15 protein-coding genes and 1 pseudogene are annotated in these 20,964 nt (G+C 46.2%); 6 read left to right on the forward strand and 10 right to left on the reverse strand.

The features are described from left to right. Positions 1-120 precede the first annotated feature (120 nt). Positions 121-1,626, forward strand: a complete 1,506-nt coding sequence (locus QT984_RS21595; protein ID WP_333211011.1) for a HoxN/HupN/NixA family nickel/cobalt transporter — start codon at positions 121-123, stop codon at positions 1,624-1,626. 221 nt (positions 1,627-1,847) lie between these two features. Here the strand turns inward: QT984_RS21595 and QT984_RS21600 are convergent, their stop codons facing one another. The 4 genes and pseudogenes from QT984_RS21600 to QT984_RS21615 form a co-directional block, all read right to left on the reverse strand. Beyond that, positions 1,848-2,285 (reverse strand): DUF6918 family protein, encoded by a 438-nt coding sequence (locus tag QT984_RS21600; RefSeq protein WP_333057875.1) that lies wholly within the window; start codon positions 2,283-2,285, stop codon positions 1,848-1,850. A gap of 295 nt (positions 2,286-2,580) precedes the next feature. Further along, positions 2,581-3,675, reverse strand: coding sequence for a transposase (locus tag QT984_RS21605; RefSeq protein ID WP_333273238.1), 1,095 nt, complete (start codon positions 3,673-3,675; stop codon positions 2,581-2,583). Between the two features lie 22 nt (positions 3,676-3,697). Beyond that, positions 3,698-4,279 (reverse strand): annotated as a pseudogene (locus QT984_RS21610) (IS607 family transposase); the annotation flags it as partial. Positions 4,280-4,442: 163 nt separating this feature from the next. Further along, on the reverse strand, positions 4,443-4,625 hold the full coding sequence (locus tag QT984_RS21615) for a hypothetical protein (protein ID WP_333057874.1): 183 nt from the start codon (positions 4,623-4,625) through the stop codon (positions 4,443-4,445). A gap of 372 nt (positions 4,626-4,997) precedes the next feature. Between QT984_RS21615 and QT984_RS21620 the strand changes: the two genes are divergently transcribed. The 3 genes from QT984_RS21620 to QT984_RS21630 all read left to right on the forward strand — a co-directional run bounded on the left by QT984_RS21620 (position 4,998) and on the right by QT984_RS21630 (position 8,602). Continuing rightward, positions 4,998-6,617: a Ycf66 family protein gene (locus QT984_RS21620; protein ID WP_333233647.1), complete on the forward strand. Its 1,620-nt coding sequence runs from the start codon at positions 4,998-5,000 to the stop codon at positions 6,615-6,617. A gap of 206 nt (positions 6,618-6,823) precedes the next feature. Further along, a complete protein-coding gene (cobQ, locus tag QT984_RS21625; protein WP_333374905.1) occupies positions 6,824-8,290 on the forward strand; it encodes a cobyric acid synthase CobQ in 1,467 nt (488 codons plus the stop codon). 75 nt (positions 8,291-8,365) lie between these two features. Beyond that, positions 8,366-8,602: a 2Fe-2S iron-sulfur cluster binding domain-containing protein gene (locus QT984_RS21630; protein ID WP_333057871.1), complete on the forward strand. Its 237-nt coding sequence runs from the start codon at positions 8,366-8,368 to the stop codon at positions 8,600-8,602. A 369-nt stretch (positions 8,603-8,971) separates the two neighbouring features. Here QT984_RS21630 and QT984_RS21635 read toward each other — a convergent pair whose 3' ends face one another. Further along, positions 8,972-10,306: a hypothetical protein gene (locus tag QT984_RS21635; protein WP_333374908.1), complete on the reverse strand. Its 1,335-nt coding sequence runs from the start codon at positions 10,304-10,306 to the stop codon at positions 8,972-8,974. Between the two features lie 97 nt (positions 10,307-10,403). Between QT984_RS21635 and QT984_RS21640 the strand changes: the two genes are divergently transcribed. Beyond that, a complete protein-coding gene (locus QT984_RS21640; RefSeq protein ID WP_333374910.1) occupies positions 10,404-11,192 on the forward strand; it encodes an SDR family oxidoreductase in 789 nt (262 codons plus the stop codon). Positions 11,193-11,858: 666 nt separating this feature from the next. Here QT984_RS21640 and QT984_RS21645 read toward each other — a convergent pair. The 5 genes from QT984_RS21645 to QT984_RS21665 form a co-directional block, all read right to left on the reverse strand. After that, positions 11,859-12,638 (reverse strand): photosystem II S4 domain protein, encoded by a 780-nt coding sequence (locus QT984_RS21645; RefSeq protein WP_333057868.1) that lies wholly within the window; start codon positions 12,636-12,638, stop codon positions 11,859-11,861. Positions 12,639-12,876: 238 nt separating this feature from the next. Continuing rightward, complete coding sequence (locus tag QT984_RS21650) at positions 12,877-13,701, reverse strand: SWIM zinc finger family protein (protein WP_333057867.1); 825 nt, start codon at positions 13,699-13,701, stop codon at positions 12,877-12,879. Positions 13,702-13,716: 15 nt separating this feature from the next. Next, positions 13,717-16,995, reverse strand: coding sequence for a DEAD/DEAH box helicase (locus tag QT984_RS21655; RefSeq protein WP_333337554.1), 3,279 nt, complete (start codon positions 16,993-16,995; stop codon positions 13,717-13,719). Between the two features lie 616 nt (positions 16,996-17,611). Continuing rightward, positions 17,612-18,223: a Uma2 family endonuclease gene (locus QT984_RS21660; RefSeq protein ID WP_333262790.1), complete on the reverse strand. Its 612-nt coding sequence runs from the start codon at positions 18,221-18,223 to the stop codon at positions 17,612-17,614. A 102-nt stretch (positions 18,224-18,325) separates the two neighbouring features. After that, positions 18,326-18,832 carry a hypothetical protein gene (locus QT984_RS21665; RefSeq protein WP_333155102.1) on the reverse strand — a complete coding sequence of 169 codons (507 nt, stop codon included), beginning with the start codon at positions 18,830-18,832 and terminating at the stop codon, positions 18,326-18,328. 288 nt (positions 18,833-19,120) lie between these two features. Here QT984_RS21665 and serA point away from each other — a divergent pair, with 288 nt between their 5' ends. Beyond that, positions 19,121-20,704 carry a phosphoglycerate dehydrogenase gene (gene serA, locus QT984_RS21670; protein WP_333057864.1) on the forward strand — a complete coding sequence of 528 codons (1,584 nt, stop codon included), beginning with the start codon at positions 19,121-19,123 and terminating at the stop codon, positions 20,702-20,704. Positions 20,705-20,964: the final 260 nt, after the last annotated feature.

Below are 20,964 nucleotides of genomic sequence, written 5' to 3' on the forward strand. Positions count from 1 at the left end.
TCGCTATGAGACGGGGATTTCAATCCCCGGCGGACTGTGAGACTCACGAAAAGAGCGATCGCCTAAAAAATCACAACACACACAAATACTTACCAAAAAACTTACAAAAAAAAGGAATTTATGCTGTACAAAATGAACCGACTTTCCCAATTATTCATCCTATTCTTCCTAACACTTTCCTTCTTAGTAACAACCTCAACCCGACCAGTTTACTCGCACTGGGCAGACTTATCCGTAGCAGAAATAGTAGTCAACGATTTGCAAACCGAAATAACATTAACTTTCCCAACAGGCTTAACAAACTTCGCCGACGACAATCGAGACAGCCAGCTACAACCTGCTGAAGTTCGCAGCCACCAAACACAGCTAGAAAAGTTTTTCAGCCAACAAATCCGCCTCACAAACAGTAGCAACATTCAAGGCTCCGTAGCAGTAAAACCGCTAGAAATAGCAGCTAAAAGCACCAGTGTTATCCAGCAGCCCAATACCCACAGCACCTTAATTTTACACTACACCTGGCCCGCACCTTCTCAAGATAAAACCCCCGCTTTACCTGATGCAATTTCCATCTCCAAACCAGAGCAATTGCGGATTAATTACAATCTGTTTTTGCCCGGAGTTCCGACAGCTAGCTGTCAAGCTACGATTGTGCAAGCCGGTGCTGTAAAAAGCTTTGTGTTTACGCCACAAAACCGCGACTTTTTGTTAGCAGGAAAGGAATCTATCTGGGATTCAGGTTGGAGTTTGCTGCTAGCAATAGCGGGAGCATTTGCTTGGGGATGCGTGCACGCGATGTCGCCGGGACACGGAAAAACCATAGTCGGCGCTTATTTAGTGGGTTCGCGGGCTACTCCCCTACACGCTTTATTTCTAGCAGCGACGACTACAATTACTCACACTGCCGGCGTATTTGCTGTGGGCGGAATTACTTTGTTTGCTTCTAACTTAATTGAGCCAGAAAAATTAGATCCTTGGCTGAGTTTAATCTCTGGTTTATTAGTAGCCTTCATCGGGTTTAACTTACTCTTATCAAAAATCAAGACTAGGTTGGTAGTGAGGACTGAATTTCTCAAAAAAATCAAAAGTAAAATTTTTAATAATAAAAACTGGTTTCTAAGGACTAAAGTCTTTACTGCGGAATGTGAAGAACCAGTAAATCTTTTGACTAGAGGAAGTTGGGAGCGAGAATTTAAGCCTGTAAAACCCGATATATCTCACCACTACCACCATCACGGAGACGGCCGGATTCACTCGCATTTGCCGCCGGGTGCTGACGGTTCTGCTATTACTTGGAAAAGCTTATTGGCGTTGGGAATTTCCGGCGGTTTGTTGCCTTGTCCTTCCGCTTTGGTGATGCTGTTGAGTGCGTCGGCTTTGGGCAATGTTGGTTTGGGAATGACGTTAGTGGTAGCGTTTAGTTTGGGGTTGGCTTTAGTGCTGAGTGCGATCGGATTAATATTAGTTTATGCCAAACGGAATTTTGATAAACTGCCAAAACAGATAACAGCAGTCAAATTTCTGCCGACGATTAGTGCGATGTTTGTAATGTTTTTGGGCTTGGTAATTACCGGACAGGCTATGTTGAAAATATTGGCTGCAAATCAATGGGTAATTGGCAATGGATAAGCATAAAATTAGGACTCTCCCTCCTAACTACAAACTTACGAATTAAGCTGTTACGCATTTAAATGGAAAATTCGGGACAGGCTAGAAGCCCGTCCCACAATAGTTTTATGGATTTTTGACACACAGTTTAAATGTAAAACAGCTTAGTCTGATTTTAGATACCCGATTTCTTGAAGAAGCCGGGTATCGGGGTATTCTGTTTTTTAGCCGTTGCTCACTTATCAGGCCGCACTATGTTTATTAATAATTTCGGCTAAATCCGGTACTCCCTTTTCCACGTAATTCTTGGCTGAGGGGCGGAGTTTGGCATAGGCGCCTTTAACCATCGATCTTGTGCTTTTCTCGACCCTTTTGTCGCTGATTTGGAGCAATTCGTCTGCTACTTCACCTTTTCTTTGGGCTAGATATTCTACTGGGTTGCCATTGTTTACCCCTTCAGCCCACATCGGATCGAGTGCGATCGAGATTTCTGGCAGAAGTTGATCGACGACTTGGGCGCAATAGTCAGCCCGTATCCCCTTGACAGTAGAGTAGGCAGCTTTCAGAGCCAAACCACCCAATCCGGAGGCTGCTGCAACTTGTTGGTCTATCAACTTTACACAGTCATCTACAAAAGTTTCTCTGTTGTTTTCATTCAAGAGAATATCGCTAAGTCCCATTTTCGCTTTCCTTGATTTAATAGTCAATGTGCTTATTAGCTTGGAGAGCCATCAGGGGATTATATATCTATTTTGATCCTTTACTCTCAGGATTACACAAGTTTTTTAAGGTTTGAAAGTCTTTACTTGACAAGCTGATGTTGAGATTTGTCTAGTAGTATGTTATAGGAATTAATGTTCAATCTGCTACTCATTATTGACCTACGGTTTGTAGTAAGGGCTTTAGTCCTTATTAGGTGAGATGAATGAGGACTAAAGCCCTGACTACAAACTGATGAGTTGTGAACAGATACATTTAACCCGGTAAATCCCGAACCAAGCCAGGAACCACCGTGTATGGCAAGATAGAAAAAGCAGCAAGCTCTCCTATCAAGGAGGTATCTCTCAAAGCTTTCAACAAAATGTTAAAAGCACCATTTTTGTCCCTGTCCAGGGTGTGTCCGCACTCTGGACATTTAAATATTTTAGACCCGCCTAATTTGGTATGGACGTGTCCACATTTTGAACAGGTTTTCGATGTGTACTCTTCTGTCACGTCTACTACAACACCACCATGCTTGGCAGCTTGATGCTTCAACGTTTGTTTAAAACGATAATGGCTCAAAGTGACCATTGCTCTAGCAGTTTTAGTCGCCAACCTGCGTTGACCTTTCTTGACCATTTGCTGCGTCTCAAAGGTTGGCAAAAAAATTAACTTGTACTTGCTTGTCAAATATTTTGCAGCTTTTTTGTGCAGTTCGTTGACCAGGTTTTTGATTTTGATTCTAATTTTGGCTGCTGATTTTCGCAGGCAATACCTCAACCGCTTGAATTGCTTTCCTTTGCTTGCCCCAATGCGGGACATTAATTTGTCTAGATGTCTTGCTAGTCGATAGATGCGGCCGATGTCGCTTTTTCCTATCTCGATAAAGTCGCTGCCGTCAAAACCAGTAAGAAAAGTTCTAACACCAGGATCTAAAGCGATAACCAAATCGCTATCAATTGGCTTTATTTTCGGTTCATCAATCGCATAGCAAATAAACCACTGTCTGTTAATCAAGCTGAGTGTTGGCTCGTGCTGCATTACTTCGATGATAGGTTCCGATGCTTTAAAGGTTAGCCCTTTAGTAGAAGTTGGATAAAAAGTACCGAGCTTCCAATTAGACGTTTGAAACCGGATAGTCTGAGATGTGTCGAAACGGCTTCTAAATTTTGCCGTTCCTTTTACCTTTTTAGCTGCCTTGTGTGCTTCAAAAGCCTGAAAAACTGCCATTTGTCGCAGGTTATAAGGTTGCTCGGAAACCCAGTCGGGAGCCGAGTCCATTATCTTTTTCCTCAAGTCATACTTACCAATTCTTTCGTTCTTAAGGATAGCAATTGCTTGGTTGTAACACCATCTACTTGCTGCAATCCAAGTCCTCCATTTCGCTGCTAGCTTGGTTTCCGGGTAAACTCGAATCTTCTTTGATAGCAGATTTGTATTTTCGCAAGCCGTAGAGTCGGCAGCTAAAGACGTGGATGATGGCAAGCACATCTTCAAACATTTCTCGTTCTGGAGACAACTCGTTTCTGCTGAGAACCATGAGTTGGCAATTGTTTTGCTCGCAGATCCATTTGATAAGGTCGCCACCAAACCGGCACAGTCTGTCTTGGTGTCCGACCACAACTGCTGAGATATCTCCTGACATGACTTGTCCCTGAAGGGCAAGCAGCGATTTTCTTTTGAAGTTGAGTCCACCTCAGATGTCTTTGAAGACTTTAGCTTGCGGGTAGAGACTTTGGAGGTAGCTGACTTGTCTGTCGAGGTCTTCTCGTTGTTTATAGCTGCTGACCCTGGCGTAGATGGCTGTAATTCGGTCATGTCCGCCTCCGAGAACGCTGTCGATATCGTAGCGTCGTTGGTTGGACGGAGTTCTGATTGCTGATATTTTGCCGGCAAGTTCCCAGTTTCTAAGGGTTTTGTCTGAGACTTGCAGGATTTTGCAAGCTTCTCGCGGTGTGACATATCTGGTCATCGCTAGGTGGTATTTTTGTTCTCAACATATAGTACCAGGTTTTACAATGATTTACCAGGATTTTCTAAGAAATTATTTACTTTGTGATAACAGCTCGAAAAAAATATTAGAAAGGCTCTGCCTAAGTCCGATCGCACTTGCACGTATGAGCTGGCACGTATAATTAGGATTGGACATTCGGCTTGAGGCCAGCAGGTACTGCAACGATGGGAAGTTGCAGGGTTTGAGCCGGACGATCGCTCGATCGCAATACTAAATTTTTGGGTAACTTTGCGGAAGTGCTCAGTCCGGGAAATATGTGAAGCGATAAGGTTAAGCCGGCCGCTAATAATAATTTTTCTAACATGGCACTCTCTCCCATACATATGCCCTAGGGCATAATTCCTCTTACACCTACAACATATAAACATCCTCAGTCCCTTGGTGCGATCGCACGGGCCTAGTCTAAGTGACATCTATCACCACGGAGAAGGGGGTGATGGGGATAGGGGGTGTAGGCCTAGGGGGTAATGGGCATTAGAGATGTGGGGCAGAGTGGGAAATCTTGACTCGCACTTGAGGCGTCAGCATCCGTTGAACGTGTTAAATCCCTTACACTGCTTCCTTGCAAAACTTCGCTACAAATCAAGAATTGTCCTAGAGAAAGAAGCCGTTGAGTCTCTCTCAAAGGTAGAATTAGCGCGTAGAAGTTATTTGACACAGCGGAGGTACCGACAATATGCTTGCATACTTTCTGGCGTTAGCGGTCGGTCTAGGCAGCTTCAGTATTTACATGGCGGCCTTCTTTTTTCCAGAAGTGCACCGCAAAAGTGATTTTACCTGGAGCGGGGTAGGACTTTTTTATGCGTTAATTTTATGGGCTTGTGCGGGACGAATTACTGGTGCTCTCCTGCTTGGTCAAATGGCGGGCGTGGCGATGTTGGGGTGGTTTGCCTGGGAAACTCTGACTTTGCGCCGGCAGGTGACGCCCATTGCTGAGCAAACGCCGATTCCTCAGTCGGCGAATTTGGCTGCAGCAGGCTTGCCGTTGGCTGGCTTGTTTGCCAAGAAAAAAGAACCCGCAGCAGCGAAAAAACCTAAGTTTGTTCGATCGCCCAAACCGAAAACTGATGTGGTTCCAGCACCCACTCTCGATAAGGGCGAGGTAAAACTAGAGGAACAGCCAGCGATTCCCCCCATAGCTGAAAGTATTGCAGAAAGTGCGATCGACGAGGCAACGGCTGAAAGTGCGATCGCCCCTGACTTAAAAATTCCCGACTCGAAACCACCTGCAATTGCAGAAATACCCGTCTTTTCAGTCGAAACTCCTGCTGCTGAGATTTCACCCACCCCAGCAGAATTAGCCAGCAGCTTCACTCCTCTACCTCTACCTCTAGAAATTTCAGAAATAGCCGTTGCACCAAGTGTGGAGCCAGTAGAGGCTCAGCCAGAGCCTCCACAGCAGCCAGAAGTCGATGATTTTGACGAGGAAACAGAATGGAGAACAGCCGTTAAAGAGTCGCAGGCGGCAGCGGCAGCGGCGGCCCCAACGGCGGCCCCAACTCCTCCTACTCCTCCTAAACCAGCTAAAAAATCCGGCGGTTTCGGTAGTCTGTTTGACAACATCAAAAATAGTCTCGGCGGTATGTTGGGACGGGGTGCGGGTAAAAACAAATCTGATGCAACTCCGCAGACGCCAAAACCTTCAGTGACTCCAGAATCGATCGCACCTGAATCTCAAATAACGGCAACTCCTGCACCGGGTATCGACCAAATTCTCGAATCCGAATTAGCCGCGGCGGCTGCGGAAGTGGCAGCCGAAAGCAGCAACACTGCTGTGGAAACAAGCCTTGGAGTGCCTTTTCCCACCAATGTTGAAGCAATGGCCGAGTTGATGGCCACAGAAACCGCGAGTTCTGACAAAATAGGGGACGGGACGATCGAAGATCGATCGTCCGCTGACACCCAGACACCTCTGGCTGCGGTTGGTGAACCGGAAGCAGCAGCCCCTGCTGTATCTCTGGAAACCCAGACACCGCTGGCTGCAGTGGGTGAACCGGAAGCAGCAGGCGTACCGGAAGCAGAAGCCCCTGCTGTATCTCTGGAAATGACTGTGGTGGAAATGGCAGCGCCTGTAGAGATAGAAATACCGGGAGAACCTGGGTTGAGCGTGCAGGTGGAAACGGTTTCAGTATCAGTGATCTCGATCGAATCTACAGATAAAACACCATATTCTGAGGGAGAACAACCGGAATTGATTCGCCCGAATCCCCCCGATCCGAATCTAGTCGAAACTGCTAAACCGACTACTGAATCCAAGTCTGAGAATGTATCCGGCGAAGATAAGCCATCATCTTGAGCCAAAAAGCAAAAGGTAGAAACCAGAATTTTTTTTGATTCTGCCTTCTGCCTTCTGCCTTATTACTTTTTACTTTTTACTTTTTACTTTTTACTTTTTACTTCTTCCTTCTTCCTTCTTCCTGACATCCGTTATATCCGTTACATCCGTTACATCCGTCGAGCGAATCCGTTGCCGAACTTCCTTCTTCCTTCTCTTTTAATATTATGAAAGCAATTATGGTCGTGGGAACAACATCTCACGCAGGGAAATCTTTACTCGTTGCAGCTTTATGTCGAATTTTTTCTCGACGCGGCTGGCGGGTAACTCCGTTTAAAGGTCAGAATATGGCACTGAATTCCTATGTCACAGCGGCCGGCGGAGAGATTGGTTACGCTCAAGCAGTGCAAGCTTGGGCTGCGGGCGTCGCACCTTGGGTAGAAATGAATCCGATTTTGCTCAAGCCACAAGGAGACATGACTTCTCAATTGATTGTCAAGGGCCGGGCGATCGCCAATGTGCGAGCATCTCAATATTACGAGCAGTATTTCGATATCGGCTGGCAAGCTATTCGGGACTCTTTAGAATTTCTCTGCCAAGAATTTGACATGATTGTGTGTGAGGGAGCCGGTAGCCCTGCTGAGATTAATCTCAAACACCGCGATTTAACAAATATGCGGGTAGCTAAATATTTAAAGGCTCGGACTTTGCTAGTAGTTGACATCGATCGCGGCGGTGCTTTTGCTCACATTATCGGTACTTTGGAATTGCTCGATCCCGACGAACGAGCTTTAATTAAAGGATTCATTATTAATAAGTTCCGAGGACAAAAATCGATATTAGATCCGGGCCTGACTTGGCTAGAAGAAAGGACGGGAATCCCGGTAGTTGGGGTGATTCCTTGGATAGACGAAGTGTTTCCCTCAGAAGATTCTCTCGATTTGCTCGATCGGCGTTCTCCCAATTCTCAAACCGACATAAATATTTCAGTCATCCGCCTGCCCCGAATTTCCAATTTTACCGACTTTGACCCCTTAGAGTCGGAAACTAGCGTCACAGTCAAATATGTCAGTCCAAAAGACCATTTAGGCCATCCAGACGCCGTGATTTTACCAGGCTCTAAAACTACAATTTCCGATTTGCACGTGCTGCGCCAAACAGGTATGGCAAAAGCTATTCAAAATTATTTAGTAGCTGGCGGTACAGTCATGGGAGTTTGTGGTGGCTTTCAGATGCTGGGAGAAAGTATCACCGATAAAGAAGGCATTGAGGGAGAAAAGGGAGAATTTCCAGGATTAGGATTGCTTCCTTTAAAAACTGCGATGGCACCGAACAAAATTGCCCGCCAACGAATCGTAACATCTAACTATCCTCAACCGGGTTTGCCAGTTTCCGGTTACGAAATTCATCAAGGAAAAACGCAAATCCTAGAGTCAGATTTGACTCAACCGCTATTTGACGATGCTAGTTTAGGCATTGTCAATACTTCTCAATCAATTTGGGGTACATACCTGCACGGCATCTTTGACAACGGAGCTTGGCGGCGAGCTTGGTTAAATCACTTGCGGCAGCAGCGGGGACTCCGCGCATTGCCTACAGGTATTCCTAATTACCGAGAACACCGAGAAACTCTGTTAGACTCTCTAGCAGATACAGTGGAAAAGCATTTAGATATAAAGCATATTTTAGGTTAATTAGTTAACAGTTGACAGTTGACAGTTGACAGTTGACTATTAACTATTGTTTGTTAGAGTTGAGGTTCAAATTCAATGACAAAAGTTTGTTTTTTACCAGATAATGTGACAGTTGAAGCTGACCCAGGAGAGCTTTTGCTAGATGTAGCTAAACGTGCAGGGGTTTCTATTCCTACCGGCTGTCTCATGGGTTCTTGTCACGCTTGCGAAGTAGAAATTGATGGCGGAGATACGATTTGTGCTTGTATTTCCGGCATCCCTTCGGGGAAAAAGCAAGTGACAATTAATCTGTATGTTGACCCGAATTGGTAATTTGTTAGTTGGCAGTTGGCAGTTGGCAGTTGGTTGTTGGCATTAGTCATTAGTCATGATATCATGTCCGGTCGAGCGATCGCGATTTTTGTAGGGGCGGGTTTACCAACAATACCTGCGAATAATTGACAATCTCAAAAACCCGCCCCTACCAAGATATTATGGTTAATCGATCGGACATGATATGAGTCATTAGGATCGCGAATTAAATAATTTACACAAGTTTGTGGGGAGTAGGGTTGGGCGTCCCGCCCGCCCTTTATGGACGGGCGGGACGCCCATCCCACAAGAACAATTAAAATTGTAAGTTATTTAATTCGCGACCCTTAACAGTTAACAGTCAACAGTCAACAGTCAACAGTCAACTGACTAATTCTTTTGCCATTCTTGCTGTTTCTTGCGAGCAGATTGCAGCCATTTTTGGGATTCGGGATAAACAGTTGTGCCGGGTTTCACGGATTCTAATTGATTGATAATTTGTTGCAACTGGCTGAGGGAGTAACCGGGATTTTGATAATTCACATTATTTTGCAAGTTGGCAAACAAGCTTTTAGCTGCTTGCAAAGCTTTTGCAGAATCTTTTTCTGCTTGCAGTCTAATCTGGGTAATTCCTAAATCTTTTTGATATTTAGCGAGTTTGGTTTGAGCGTCGAGATACCCAGGGTTATCGACAGAAATCAATTTCAGTCTGTTAATAGCTTCTTGCCACAATTGTGCTATTTGCTCCCACTGTGCGGCGGGATGCGGCGGGTTTTTGGCGGCGACGGCGGCGGAGAGAGCAAATTCTTTGGCAGCTTCAATTAAGTTGTCAGCCTGCACAGAACCGGTGGCGACGCCGCCCATTGCTTGAAAGTCTCTTTCTGCTGCTTTGAGTGTTTTCTTAGCCGTTTCTCCAGCGAGGGTTTGGGCGGGAATTTGATTGAGTTGGTCGATCGCACTTTGCCAATTTACCGTTGCTTTTTGTCTATCCGCAGCGGTTTTGGCTTGCTGATACTCCTGTTTCGCCGTCTTTAGCGTTTGTTCGACTTGATTTAACTGAGTAAAAGCATTTTTTTGCTGGAAAATCTGAGCCTCCATCCGCCCGACATTTTTGCGGGCGGCTTGAAATTCATCGACTGTAAACCGCCAACGGCAGCCGAAAAATTTGCAGTAAGTTTGTGGATAATAACCTAAAAACCACACGGGCAAGGCGTCGAGGTGTTTTTGCGCTTGTTTTGCTTTAATTTCGCCCAAGTCAAAATCAGCAACAGCAGTGGCTTTATTCACCAGTTGATCGGATTGTTCCACAAGGGCGATCGCCTGCCGGTAATTGTGATCCATACTCATAAAACTCGGCAGCAACAATATCGGCATTGTTTTGGCGACGGGCCAGCGAATCATGGGAGAAGGTAGGTTAATCAGCCAAATTATCCCCGCAGCACTTCCCAGCAAACCCCCAGCAAAGATGATTTTACCGAACAATCCGGGCGGGCGGTTGGCTTTGACGGCAGCTTTGAGAGCTTGTTCGCTGAAGTTGGGAAATTCGTTTTTGAAGGTATCGCGGATTTCTTCTATTGAGGCGAAAGTGCCGTTTTGCGATCGTAACTTCTCCAACCGCTTGATTACCATCCGTCGGAACACATCACCGGCTAGACTATCAGCCGCCGCGCACTTGTCAACTTCGGCCCGCAAAATTTCAAAAGCTCGATCGGTAAGACGCGCCATAAAACTCACCTATTCCCTTTTAATTATTTTACAGGTTCGCGTCAAAAATAATTGTTAAAATATATAAAGTTTATATCAAATAATCCGAATTAAATTCATGCCTACTGCTTTAATCACCGGTGCTTCTGGCGGAATTGGTGCAGCCTTTGCCGCCGAATTAGCCAAACGCCAGCACAATCTAATCTTGGTAGCTCGTTCCGAAGACAAATTGCAACAGTTAGCTGCTCAACTGCAACAGGAATTCAATATTTTGGTCGAAATTATCGTTCAAGATTTGACCGCACCAGGAGCCACAAATGCTGTATTTGACGCGGTTGTTAAAAAAGGTTGGACGGTTGATTTGTTGGTGAACAATGCGGGTTTTGGCGATTACGGTGCTTTTGCCGATCGCCCGCTTGCGAAACAACTAACAATGGTGCAACTAAATATTGTAGCATTAGTTGAACTCTCGCACTTATTTTTGCAGGGAATGCGCGAAAGAAAATCGGGAAGTATCATCAATGTTGCCTCCATTGCAGCTTTTCAACCGATGCCGTACTTGTCGATGTATGCAGCGACTAAAGCCTTTGTTTTGAGTTTCAGCGAGGCACTTTGGGCGGAAAACAAAGATTTAGGAATTCGCGTTTTATGCCTTTGTCCAGGGCCGACAGAATCGAACTTTTTCGCAGTAGCTGAATTCCCTCAATCAATGGCATCCAGCAGCTGGCAAAAACTCGTTCCCGCAGCGGAAGTAGTGCGAGATGCTTTGAAAGCTTTAGACAAAAATGAGTCTAATGTCGTGACAGGGGGAATTCCCAATCAAATCATCGCCAATATGCCTCGATTGATGCCGCGAGAACTGTTGGTGAAGTCGGTAGAAAAGGTGTTTCGGGCGAAAGACGAATAATCGCGATCGTTGACAATATAAATAAACCCGCCGGCACCCAAGGACAAACATTCGATCGCCCCTAACCCAAATTTTCCCAAAACAATCAAACATCCCGATAATTCTGTAGGGGCGGGTTTTACCAACCATCCCCAATTCCCAGCAACAATCTAGATAAACCCGCCCCCACCCAACGACAAACATTCGATCGCCCCTAACCCAAATTTTACCAAAAGGTCGATCGCCCCTAACGCAAATTTTACCAAAAGGTCGATCGCACATTCGGGCCACCAAAATCCCCGCCACCAAAATCCTCCACGCTACCCCACAAGTCCGCCGGGGGTTGAAACCCCCGTCTCATAGCGAAAGTCCTCTAAAAGAGGACTGAAAAGCAAATTAAATAAACTATCGCGTATTTGTCACAATAATCGAGTATTTGTCACCATTCTTCAGTCGGTTTCAACCGACTGTCTTCTATGAGACAGGGGTTTCAACCCCTGGCGGAATCGCGGAATCGCGGACAAACAAACGAGCCCGTGGACAAACCATCGCACCCACAAACAAATGAACCTTCCCCAATTTTACAAGCGTCCAGGACTACCACAGAAACCAAAGAAACCGGGTTTTTCGCAATTTTTACGCGGTGTATCCATATTCTCGAAAAAAACCCGGTTTCTGGGCTATAAATTACAAATATCGAGTTAACTGGACTCGATAGCGTTCCTTCTTAGTAACAGCAACTTCCCCAATTTCCAATCTTCCCTTGCCCGTAACAGCAATTAAATCTCCAGACTTGACATTATAACTAGCTTGAGTAACGTCTTTCCAGTTAACTCGCACATCGCCGCTGCCAATCAAATCGGCCATTTTGCTGCGAGACATTGCGAATCCAGCCGAGGCGACAGCATCCAATCTCATGGATGCTTCAACGGTTGTCATTTCTTTCTTTTTAGGTTCTCTAATTTTGAGTTCGCTCAACTCAATGCGCCGCGTTTGCACGGGAACCGATCGCACTTGCTGCAAACTCATCTCCAAATACTCTACCATCTCCGGCATGACAATCGCTTGCGCGCCGCGTTCTCCCAAAACAATCACATCACCAGTTTTCTCGCGGACAATTCCTGTACCCAACATCGCCCCCAAAAAGTCGCGGTGAGAAGCTGTATCGAACAAGAAATTGCCAGCAATCTCCACCGCAGCAACGTTAACGCTAGCAGAGTCGATCGGGATATCCGATCGCGCGATCGCAATTCTTTGTCTTTCAGCTTGCGGGTAGCCGCCCCAAGCCACTAATTCCACATCTGTTAAGCGCTTAAATACCGTCAGAGTGTCCGCCAATTCTGGAGGCGACAGAAAATCAGTCAGAGTAACTTCCCAAGTTTTAATTGCTTGTTCCGCTTGGTCGATCGCCCGCGCGACACATTCGCGGTTTTCGATGCCTTTTAACAGTTCTTCTCTTTGTAACATCAGTCAATTTTAGATTCTAATTTGAAATTGCCAAAGTTTGCTGTAACTAAAAAGTCTACTTTTTTAACAGTCGCACTAATTTAATTATAGTCTAAAATCATCAAATAACGATCCTATGATTTTAGTTGCTGGTAAAGCTGATATGATGAGCACGATTATTGTACCAAACCTATGAAGTCTTCCAGTTAAAGTTTTTGCAAGAGCTCGATCGAGTATGGCAGCAAAATTGTCCACCCAACTACTTATTCTTCTTCACCCGCAAATACAGTTCTTCCATCGCCTCAATAAACGAACCATCCTTGTGCCAAAACTGTGGAAAATCTCCCTGTTTCTTCACCACGATCGCGCTTACCCCACTTTGCGCTGCCACCTCAATCGTCTGCGGTAGTCGCTTCGCACCATGCCAAAACTCTTTCAGGCTGACCGTTGGCGCCTCACTGGCGATCGCCCGCGTGTAATAGGAATCCACCGCCACAGGGGCCGCTGCATCCGCCGTCAACTCCGCAGCCAGCGCCAAGCCCAAAGGCGTTTTTGCTAATTCGCGGTGCAGCACTTCCTTAGAAAGCCCCCGTAATTCAAACAGTAAAAATGGATCTTTGTCCAATTCGGCCGCCACCAAATAATAAACTCCGGCAATATGTTTGCAGGGATTGCTATAGTCTGGGCAAGAGCAAGTAGTCTTAAAGTCCTCGCGGCTGCTGGGTAAAAGGTGCAATCCGAGGGGTGAGAAAGCCTTTTCAATATTGTCGGGCATTTCGTTGAGCAGCAGCCGAGAAATGAAGCTGGCTTTTGATGCCATTTGGGCGATCGCCATTTGCCACTTTTCCTGACTAATTGGCTCAAACTCAATTTGAGTTGTGTACAGAGGCTCCTTATAAACCCCAAAATAAGGATTAACCGAGCCTCTCACCTGTGCCATCACTAACCCATCATTCATGCCAAAGCTTTTTACCTTGCCGTTTCGTGCATAGGCACGTCCCCGCCCAAGTCGCCCAGAATCTGTAAATCTTTCTAACGCATCGATAAATTTATTACCCCACCAATTCCGAGTAAATTGTGACATATTTTTTGGTTTCTCCTAATCTAGAACCGCATTTTTATTGAGCCTAATTAATTTCTTAAATGCCTCATTATCCAACTCAGTCAACCACGATTCATCAGCACCAATAATTGACCCTGCCAATTTCTTTTTGTCCTCAATCATTTGGTCAATCTTTTCCTCCAAAGTGCCAATAGCCACAAACTTATGCACAAACACATTTTTTTCCTGTCCGATCCGAAACGCCCGATCCGTCGCCTGATCTTCCACTGCCGGATTCCACCAGCGATCGAAATGGAACACGTGATTGGCTTTTGTCAGCGTAATTCCCACGCCGCCCGCCTTCAGTGACAGAATAAATACCGAAGGTTCAGACTCTGGATCTTGAAACTCTGAAATCATCCGTTCCCGTTTTTCGCGACTGGTTCCCCCGTGGATGTAGTAAGTGTTGTAATGTAGCGTTTGTTTAATATATTTTTCCAACGCGCTTCCCAGTTCTGTAAACTGCGTAAATACCAATAAACTTTCGCCTTCTGCTTTAACTTCCTCAATCATCTCGATCAGCCGTTCTAGTTTGTGCGATCGCTCTGGTGTAAACTCACTTTCATCCTGCAAAAACTGGCGCGGATGGTTACAAATTTGCTTCAGCTTCAGCAGTGTCGCCAAAATCATCCCCTTGCGCTTCATTCCTTCCGCCGCGTCAATTTCTTGTTCTACCTCTTTGACAATCGCTTCATAAAGCGAAGCTTGCTCGCGGGTGAGATTGCAGTAGAGCTTTTGCTCAACTTTGTCGGGGAGATCCTGAATAATCGACTTATCGGTTTTCAGACGGCGCAGGATAAAAGGTTCTACTAATTTTTTGAGCGCTGCAGATTGCGTGCGACTCCCATGTTTTTGAATCGGTAATTCAAACAACTTCCGAAACTGCGCCTCTTTTCCCAAATATCCGGGATTGAGGAAATTAAAAATCGACCATAAATCCAGCAATCGATTTTCTACAGGTGTTCCAGTCAATGCTAGTCGATGGGTAGCGGGTAACTTTAAAATCGCCTTGGTTTGCGCCGCTTTGGGATTTTTAATATTCTGGGCTTCATCAATTACCACGCGATGCCACGCTACGCTGCTCAACAGCTTCTCATCTTTTCGCACCAAGGTAAAGGAAGTAATCAACATATCGCAACCTTGGACGGCGGCTTTAAATGCTTTGGCATCTTGCAAACGTTGAGGGCCGTGGTGAATCAGCGATCGCAATTCTGGAGCAAACTTTTCCATTTCCTTTTGCCAGTTACCAACTACGGATGTGGGCGCAATTAGCAGCGTGGGTAGAACCGCATTTTCTGTATTTTTTTCTGTCTCTTTTGTACTAGATAAAACTTCCCGCTCTTGCAATAATCGAGCAATTACCTGCGCCGATTTACCCAAACCCATATCATCGGCAAGACAGCCATTTAATCCCAAACTTTCCAAATAACTCAACCAAGAAACGCCGCGCTTTTGATAATCCCGTAACTTGCCCTGAAACTTTGCCGGATCTGCAATTAACTCTAACCGACTCTTATCGTGCAGCTTCTCCAACATATCCGATAAAGCCCGATCGCGCTCAACCTCCAACTGTTCGCTCGCTTCTCCTTCTGCCGTCAACTTCATAAAGTCAATCAGGCTTAAATCGGGGTTTTCTTCGCGATGTTTTTGCCAAAAACTTAGCATCTCCTGCATCTTGTCTTTGTCCAGTTCCATCCATTGTCCTCGGAACTGCACCAGCGGTGTTTTGCTATTTACTAACGCCTGCCATTCTTGTTCGCTAACCCGTTCACCCCCGATCGCCAATTCATACTGATATTCCACCAAGGAATCCGCCGAAAACAATCCCTTGCCCTTGATTGCAGCACTCTTGCTGCCCTTCCCTTTGACTTGCAGGCGAATCTTCGCCCGCTGTCGTCCCTTCGGCGTCCACCAAGCGGGGACAATCACTTTGTATCCGGCATCTTCTAATACCCAAGCGGACTCGCTCAGAAAGGTGAAAGCATCATCTAAGCTGAGGGTAATGTTAACTGGTTTGTCGGTTTCTAGCCCTTGCCAAAGTTGGGGATAAATGCGGGCAGCGTAGCCGAGATTTGTCAGCAAATGTTGCTCAAAGTTGTCTCCAAATTGTGTTTGCAACTGTTTTTGTTGAGTCGATCGCGATCGCCAATAATCCTGCAACGGCATCCGCAAAGATGGGTCTTTTTTCGCAGCCGCCTGAAACTCTAAAACCCAAGGCTGTTCGGGGTTTTCGGGGGATTGTAGTTGAAAGCAGAGGGAGAATGAGTCAGCAGATTGATTGCGCGTAATGCGATCGCGCCAGGTTTGCCATTGCCGGTATTGATCGAGGCTTACTCGCGCGATTTTTCGTGTTTGGTTGAGGCAGATTTGGAGTAAAGAATCCGCAATCTTATTTTCAAACGATGCTGGGATGGGGGTTTGAGTGACAATTTCCGCGATCGCACACTCGGAAAAATGCCGCAGCAACCGTTCGCGATCGTAGAACTTTGGTGTATCTTGTAGCTGAATCTTCCGAAAACCGGACACACAAACTAAAGGCATCCATTCAACATAGCGTTGTAAATCAGTTTCGTACTGTGTTGAAACAATTTCCCATCCCGGATAAATCTCAAAGCTGGGTGCAATTTTGGCAGGTGTTTTTGGAGTTTTTGCAGTTGTTTTGGTTTTTGTCTCGCCCGCTTTCTTACGCCCGCGCGTGGCTTTCTCAGTGGGTTCGGATGTTTCGATGGGTGCGATCGCGATCGGAGCAGTTTCTCGATAGCGCAACGCCGGAATATAATGATCTTTCAGAACAATTTGCTTAAAATTTTGGGTGTAGTGATACCAAAATAGCAAGTCTGAACCAAACTGAACTTCTGCTAAATCGTAGAGGGCAAAAAAATGCAGATCGTTCAATACTTTAGTCAAAGTGTGGGTGGCGATGCACACACAATCAACTTGCCAATACTCCAACTCAAATGTTTCCGGTAATTCTGTCTCTAAATATCGCGCTAACTCTAAAGATGGTAACGGCTGGTTGTCGGCAGTGGGGAGTAAAAAATACCGAGGGACGATCGCGTATTCTCGCCCCATCGCACTTGTATTGCTGACTGGTGGCAGTTGCATCCCGGCTTCTTTCGTTAGAAACTCTCTTAACTGTGCCGTCTCCAATTGTCGGGGATGAACCTTAGCAGGCTGTTTTTTCTTTTGAGTGGTTTCAACCCAAAGACAAAAAGTTCCAGGTTGAATAAAATTCTCTTCTGCTTGAGGAATCCAAGTCCCGTGGAGGATTTTCATCAGAAAAATGGGTAGAAACCCCGTCCTTCTAGGACGGCTTTACATTGTTTTTTGATTTACTACCGCCTTGGAATTGGTTAATTCGGTGTACCTTTGTGTTGTACTTTCAACGGGACAGTTACCGTTTCAAATCTTCCAATCCTGTACGCATAGTATTTTGCTCTTTCGAGCCTCCCTTGCGGGGTAATGTTAGCTTCGCCAATGTTTTAAGAGCTTTTTATACTTGCAGCACTGTTTCAGGGACCTTAAAACTGTTTAACTGCAAATGACAGAGCGGAAAACTAGCTTCGCATTCAAGGAGTGTCGTGACTCAAAAAACGTAGTCAGTTAAGACTTAGGCTGGTCAGGACGGCTTTTGAGATTTCTCTTCCAAGCCTCATGCCGTCAGGGCTGAGGTTCCTGACAGGTCATACCAAACGCAACCTTTGGCAGCCTATCATATCATCAATTAGCGGGAAAAGATAAGAAGGCGGTTGAAAGCAGGTTTATACAAACCATGTCTGCTGGATGCCGACTAAAGAGAATAACATAATTTTCCCCAGTTGTCCTCTTTAACCAGCCTCTGCGGGTTTTGACTTAATAGATGCGGTTTCAACCGCCGAGTCTTCTTACAAATTTAGAAAATATCAGTTAAATCCAACACAAAACCGGGTAGTACCTCTTCACCGGACAGAGTTGCAGGTTCATCTAAAATTTCTACTTCTCTACCCTGACGGGAGATTTCAACTTGTCTATTTTTGCGATCGAGCAACCATCCCAACCTCGCTCCATTTTTCACATACACTTTCATTTTAGCCCGCAATTTTTCTAGCGAGTCAGTAGTCGATTCCCTACGGGATAGCTTCGCTTCACGCAATTCCACCACAAAATCTGGACAAATCGGCGCAAATTTCTCTTTTTCTTCAGCAGTTAAAGCATCCCACCTGTCGCGCCGCACCCAAGCAGCATCGGGAGAAATATCTGAACCGTCGGGCAGTTTAAATCCAGTTGAAGAGTCAAAAACAACTCCTAAATTGTTTTGACGACTCCAAGCCTTAAGTTGAAAGTTTAGGTCTGAATTCCGTCTACCCGTCTCGCTACCTGTAGGTGGCATAATAATCAATCCTCCACTAGCAGTCCGTTCAAATCTTAAATCCCGGTTGTCAATACACAACTGAAAAAACTGCTCGTCTGTTAATTCGAGCGTTAATTCTAGGGGAGAATCTAGGGGGATAGTTTGTGATTCCATAACTGCCTCCAAATATTACACGAGTCAACAGTCAACAGTCAACAGCCAACAGTCAACAGTCAACAGTCAACAGTCAACAGTCAACTGTTAACAAACAAATAACTAAGTCTCTGTATAACCTTGGATATTTTCCGGTTCAAACTGCTGCAAAATCTTCGCAGCTTTGCCAGTCAAATCATCAGTACCCTTAACCGCAATCAAAAATTTACCGGCATTCAAACGGTTGCGGTAGGGCAAAGCATCGCCGCTACCAAAAGCCATACCGCCCGCGCCTCCAACAAACACACTGCCCATTGCAGCGGCGATCGCACCTAGTACACCACCGATCGCGTGATCGCCAATTTCTCCCGCCCAGGCAAAAGTCTTCAACTCAGTAATCAAGCTGAAAGTAACGCCAGCAATAAAGCCAAAGGGAATCAGCCAAATCGCCATGAGTTTAGCTTGTTTCTTCGCTTGCTGGTTCGGGTCGATCAAGCCAAATTCATCAGCAGTTTTGTAGCCGCGGCCCAAAATGCTCACTTGCTTCATGGGCAAGCCTTCTTTTTCCAGAGCACAGTAGGCAGCTTCGGCTTGCATTCGATCGGGCAGTACGGCGATAAGATAATTCATTGAGAATAATTCCTGATAGTTAGGCTGGAATAGCCAAAGTCTATTATAGCCCGAAAAGACATACTAGCTAAGCACTTGCGGGATTTTCAGACTGTCAGAGAGTCCGATCGCCCGCAAAGCTAAAATATTTCATGCAAAAAACGGCCGACCTTGACCGAATACAGATACAATTCAAACTGCACAAAGGCAAGCTTGAGCTGAGCTGTTAGATACTGCTCTAAGTGTAAGTCTCAACTTTGAGCTCGCCAACGCTCGGTCTATTTTTACTATTGCACTCAATTGCTTGCTATGCCTAAAGTTCTAGTATCCGATCCGATCGACCAAGCCGGAATTGACATCCTCTCCCAAGTCGCGCAAGTTGACGTAAACACAGGACTCTCAGCCGAACAACTGGTAAAAATTATTCCAGATTACGACGCTTTAATGATCCGTTCTGGCACCCAAGTTACCAAAGAAATCATAGAAGCCGGGAATTCACTTAAAATTATCGGCCGAGCCGGCGTCGGCGTAGATAATGTCGATGTACCCGCCGCTACCCGCAAAGGAATTGTAGTCGTCAATTCCCCCGAAGGCAACACGATCGCCGCCGCCGAACACGCCCTCGCCATGATGCTCTCGATGTCTCGCCACATCCCGGAAGCTAACGAATCCGTCAAAGGGGGTAAATGGGAACGCAACCGCTTTCTGGGCGTAGAAGTTTACAAAAAAACCCTCGGCATCGTCGGTTTGGGCAAAATCGGCTCCCACCTCGCCGCCGCAGCCAAAGCAATGGGCATGAAACTGCTGGCCTATGACCCCTTCATTTCCACCGAAAGAGCCGATCAGTTGGGCTGCCGCTTAGTAGAACTCGAACTGCTGATGCGCGAATCCGACTACATCACCCTGCACATCCCCAAAACGCCGGAAACCCTGCACTTAATTAACGCTGAAGTGCTGTCGAAAATGAAGCCCACGGCCCGCATCATAAACTGCGCCAGAGGCGGCATAATCGACGAAGCAGCCCTCGCAGAAGCCATCAAATCAGGTCAGATCGCCGGCGCAGCTTTGGACGTTTACGAACACGAACCGCTGGAAGCTGATTCCCCACTGCGGAGTGTCGGCCAGAACATCGTGCTGACACCCCACTTGGGAGCATCCACAGCGGAAGCTCAGGTGAATGTGGCGATCGACGTGGCTGAACAAATCCGCGATGTACTGTTGGGGCTGCCCGCGCGATCGGCTGTCAACATACCAGGAATTTACCCAGACTCGATCGAAAAACTCAAACCCTACCTGCAACTCGCCGAAACCCTGGGCAACCTCGTCAGCCAGCTAGCCGGAGGCCGAGTCGATTACCTCAACGTCCAACTCCAAGGCGAATTGGCCAGCAACCAAAGCCAGCCCGTAGTCGTTGCCGCCCTCAAAGGCCTGCTCTCCCAAGCCCTGCGAGAGCGCGTTAACTACGTCAACGCCAGCATTGAAGCAAAAGAACGCGGAATTCGCGTCGTCGAAACCAGAGACGCCTCAATTCGCGACTACACCGGCTCCCTACACCTCTCGGCTAAGGGAACCCTCGGCGAACACACCGTGACAGGTGCAGTGCTCGGCGAAAGCGAAATTCGGATTACCAGTGTTGACGATTTCCCGGTCAACGTTTCCCCCACTCACCATATGCTGTTTACCTTGCACCGCGATATGCCGGGGATTATTGGCAAAATTGGTTCCCAATTGGGCAGTTTTAATGTCAATATTGCCAGTATGCAGGTAGGCCGTAAAATCGTGCGAGGCGATGCGGTGATGGTTTTGAGCCTTGATGACCCTCTACCAGAGGGGATACTGGCTGAGATCCTCAAAGTTCCGGGAATTCGGGATGCTTACACGGTAAATCTTTGACGGATTTAGGAGTTTAGATTTTGGATGCCAGGACTGATAATTGGTAATGGGTAATCGATCGTTGGTAATTGGCCTGAAAGCGGGAATTTTTCTATTAGCCAATCCTCATTCCTCACTCCCCAGTTCCCAGTCTCCAGTTCCCCTGGGCCAATCTAAAATCTAAAATCTAAAATTTAAAATCGTTGACCCTCTACCAGAGGGGATACTGGCTGAGATCCTCAAAGTTCCGGGAATTCGGGATGCTTACACGGTAAATCTTT

This window comes from Microcoleus sp. Z1_B2, assembly GCF_036700325.1.
Classification (GTDB): Bacteria; Cyanobacteriota; Cyanobacteriia; order Cyanobacteriales; family Microcoleaceae; genus Microcoleus.

Coding starts and splice junctions, on each gene's coding strand:
- QT984_RS21595 (WP_333211011.1), top strand. CDS start 121: ATGCTGTACAAAATGAACCGACTTTCCCAATTATTCATCCTATTCTTC.
- QT984_RS21600 (WP_333057875.1), bottom strand. CDS start 2,285: ATGGGACTTAGCGATATTCTCTTGAATGAAAACAACAGAGAAACTTTT.
- QT984_RS21615 (WP_333057874.1), bottom strand. CDS start 4,625: ATGTTAGAAAAATTATTATTAGCGGCCGGCTTAACCTTATCGCTTCAC.
- QT984_RS21620 (WP_333233647.1), top strand. CDS start 4,998: ATGCTTGCATACTTTCTGGCGTTAGCGGTCGGTCTAGGCAGCTTCAGT.
- cobQ (WP_333374905.1), top strand. CDS start 6,824: ATGAAAGCAATTATGGTCGTGGGAACAACATCTCACGCAGGGAAATCT.
- QT984_RS21630 (WP_333057871.1), top strand. CDS start 8,366: ATGACAAAAGTTTGTTTTTTACCAGATAATGTGACAGTTGAAGCTGAC.
- QT984_RS21635 (WP_333374908.1), bottom strand. CDS start 10,306: ATGGCGCGTCTTACCGATCGAGCTTTTGAAATTTTGCGGGCCGAAGTT.
- QT984_RS21640 (WP_333374910.1), top strand. CDS start 10,404: ATGCCTACTGCTTTAATCACCGGTGCTTCTGGCGGAATTGGTGCAGCC.
- QT984_RS21645 (WP_333057868.1), bottom strand. CDS start 12,638: ATGTTACAAAGAGAAGAACTGTTAAAAGGCATCGAAAACCGCGAATGT.
- QT984_RS21650 (WP_333057867.1), bottom strand. CDS start 13,701: ATGTCACAATTTACTCGGAATTGGTGGGGTAATAAATTTATCGATGCG.
- QT984_RS21655 (WP_333337554.1), bottom strand. CDS start 16,995: ATGAAAATCCTCCACGGGACTTGGATTCCTCAAGCAGAAGAGAATTTT.
- QT984_RS21660 (WP_333262790.1), bottom strand. CDS start 18,223: ATGGAATCACAAACTATCCCCCTAGATTCTCCCCTAGAATTAACGCTC.
- QT984_RS21665 (WP_333155102.1), bottom strand. CDS start 18,832: ATGAATTATCTTATCGCCGTACTGCCCGATCGAATGCAAGCCGAAGCT.
- serA (WP_333057864.1), top strand. CDS start 19,121: ATGCCTAAAGTTCTAGTATCCGATCCGATCGACCAAGCCGGAATTGAC.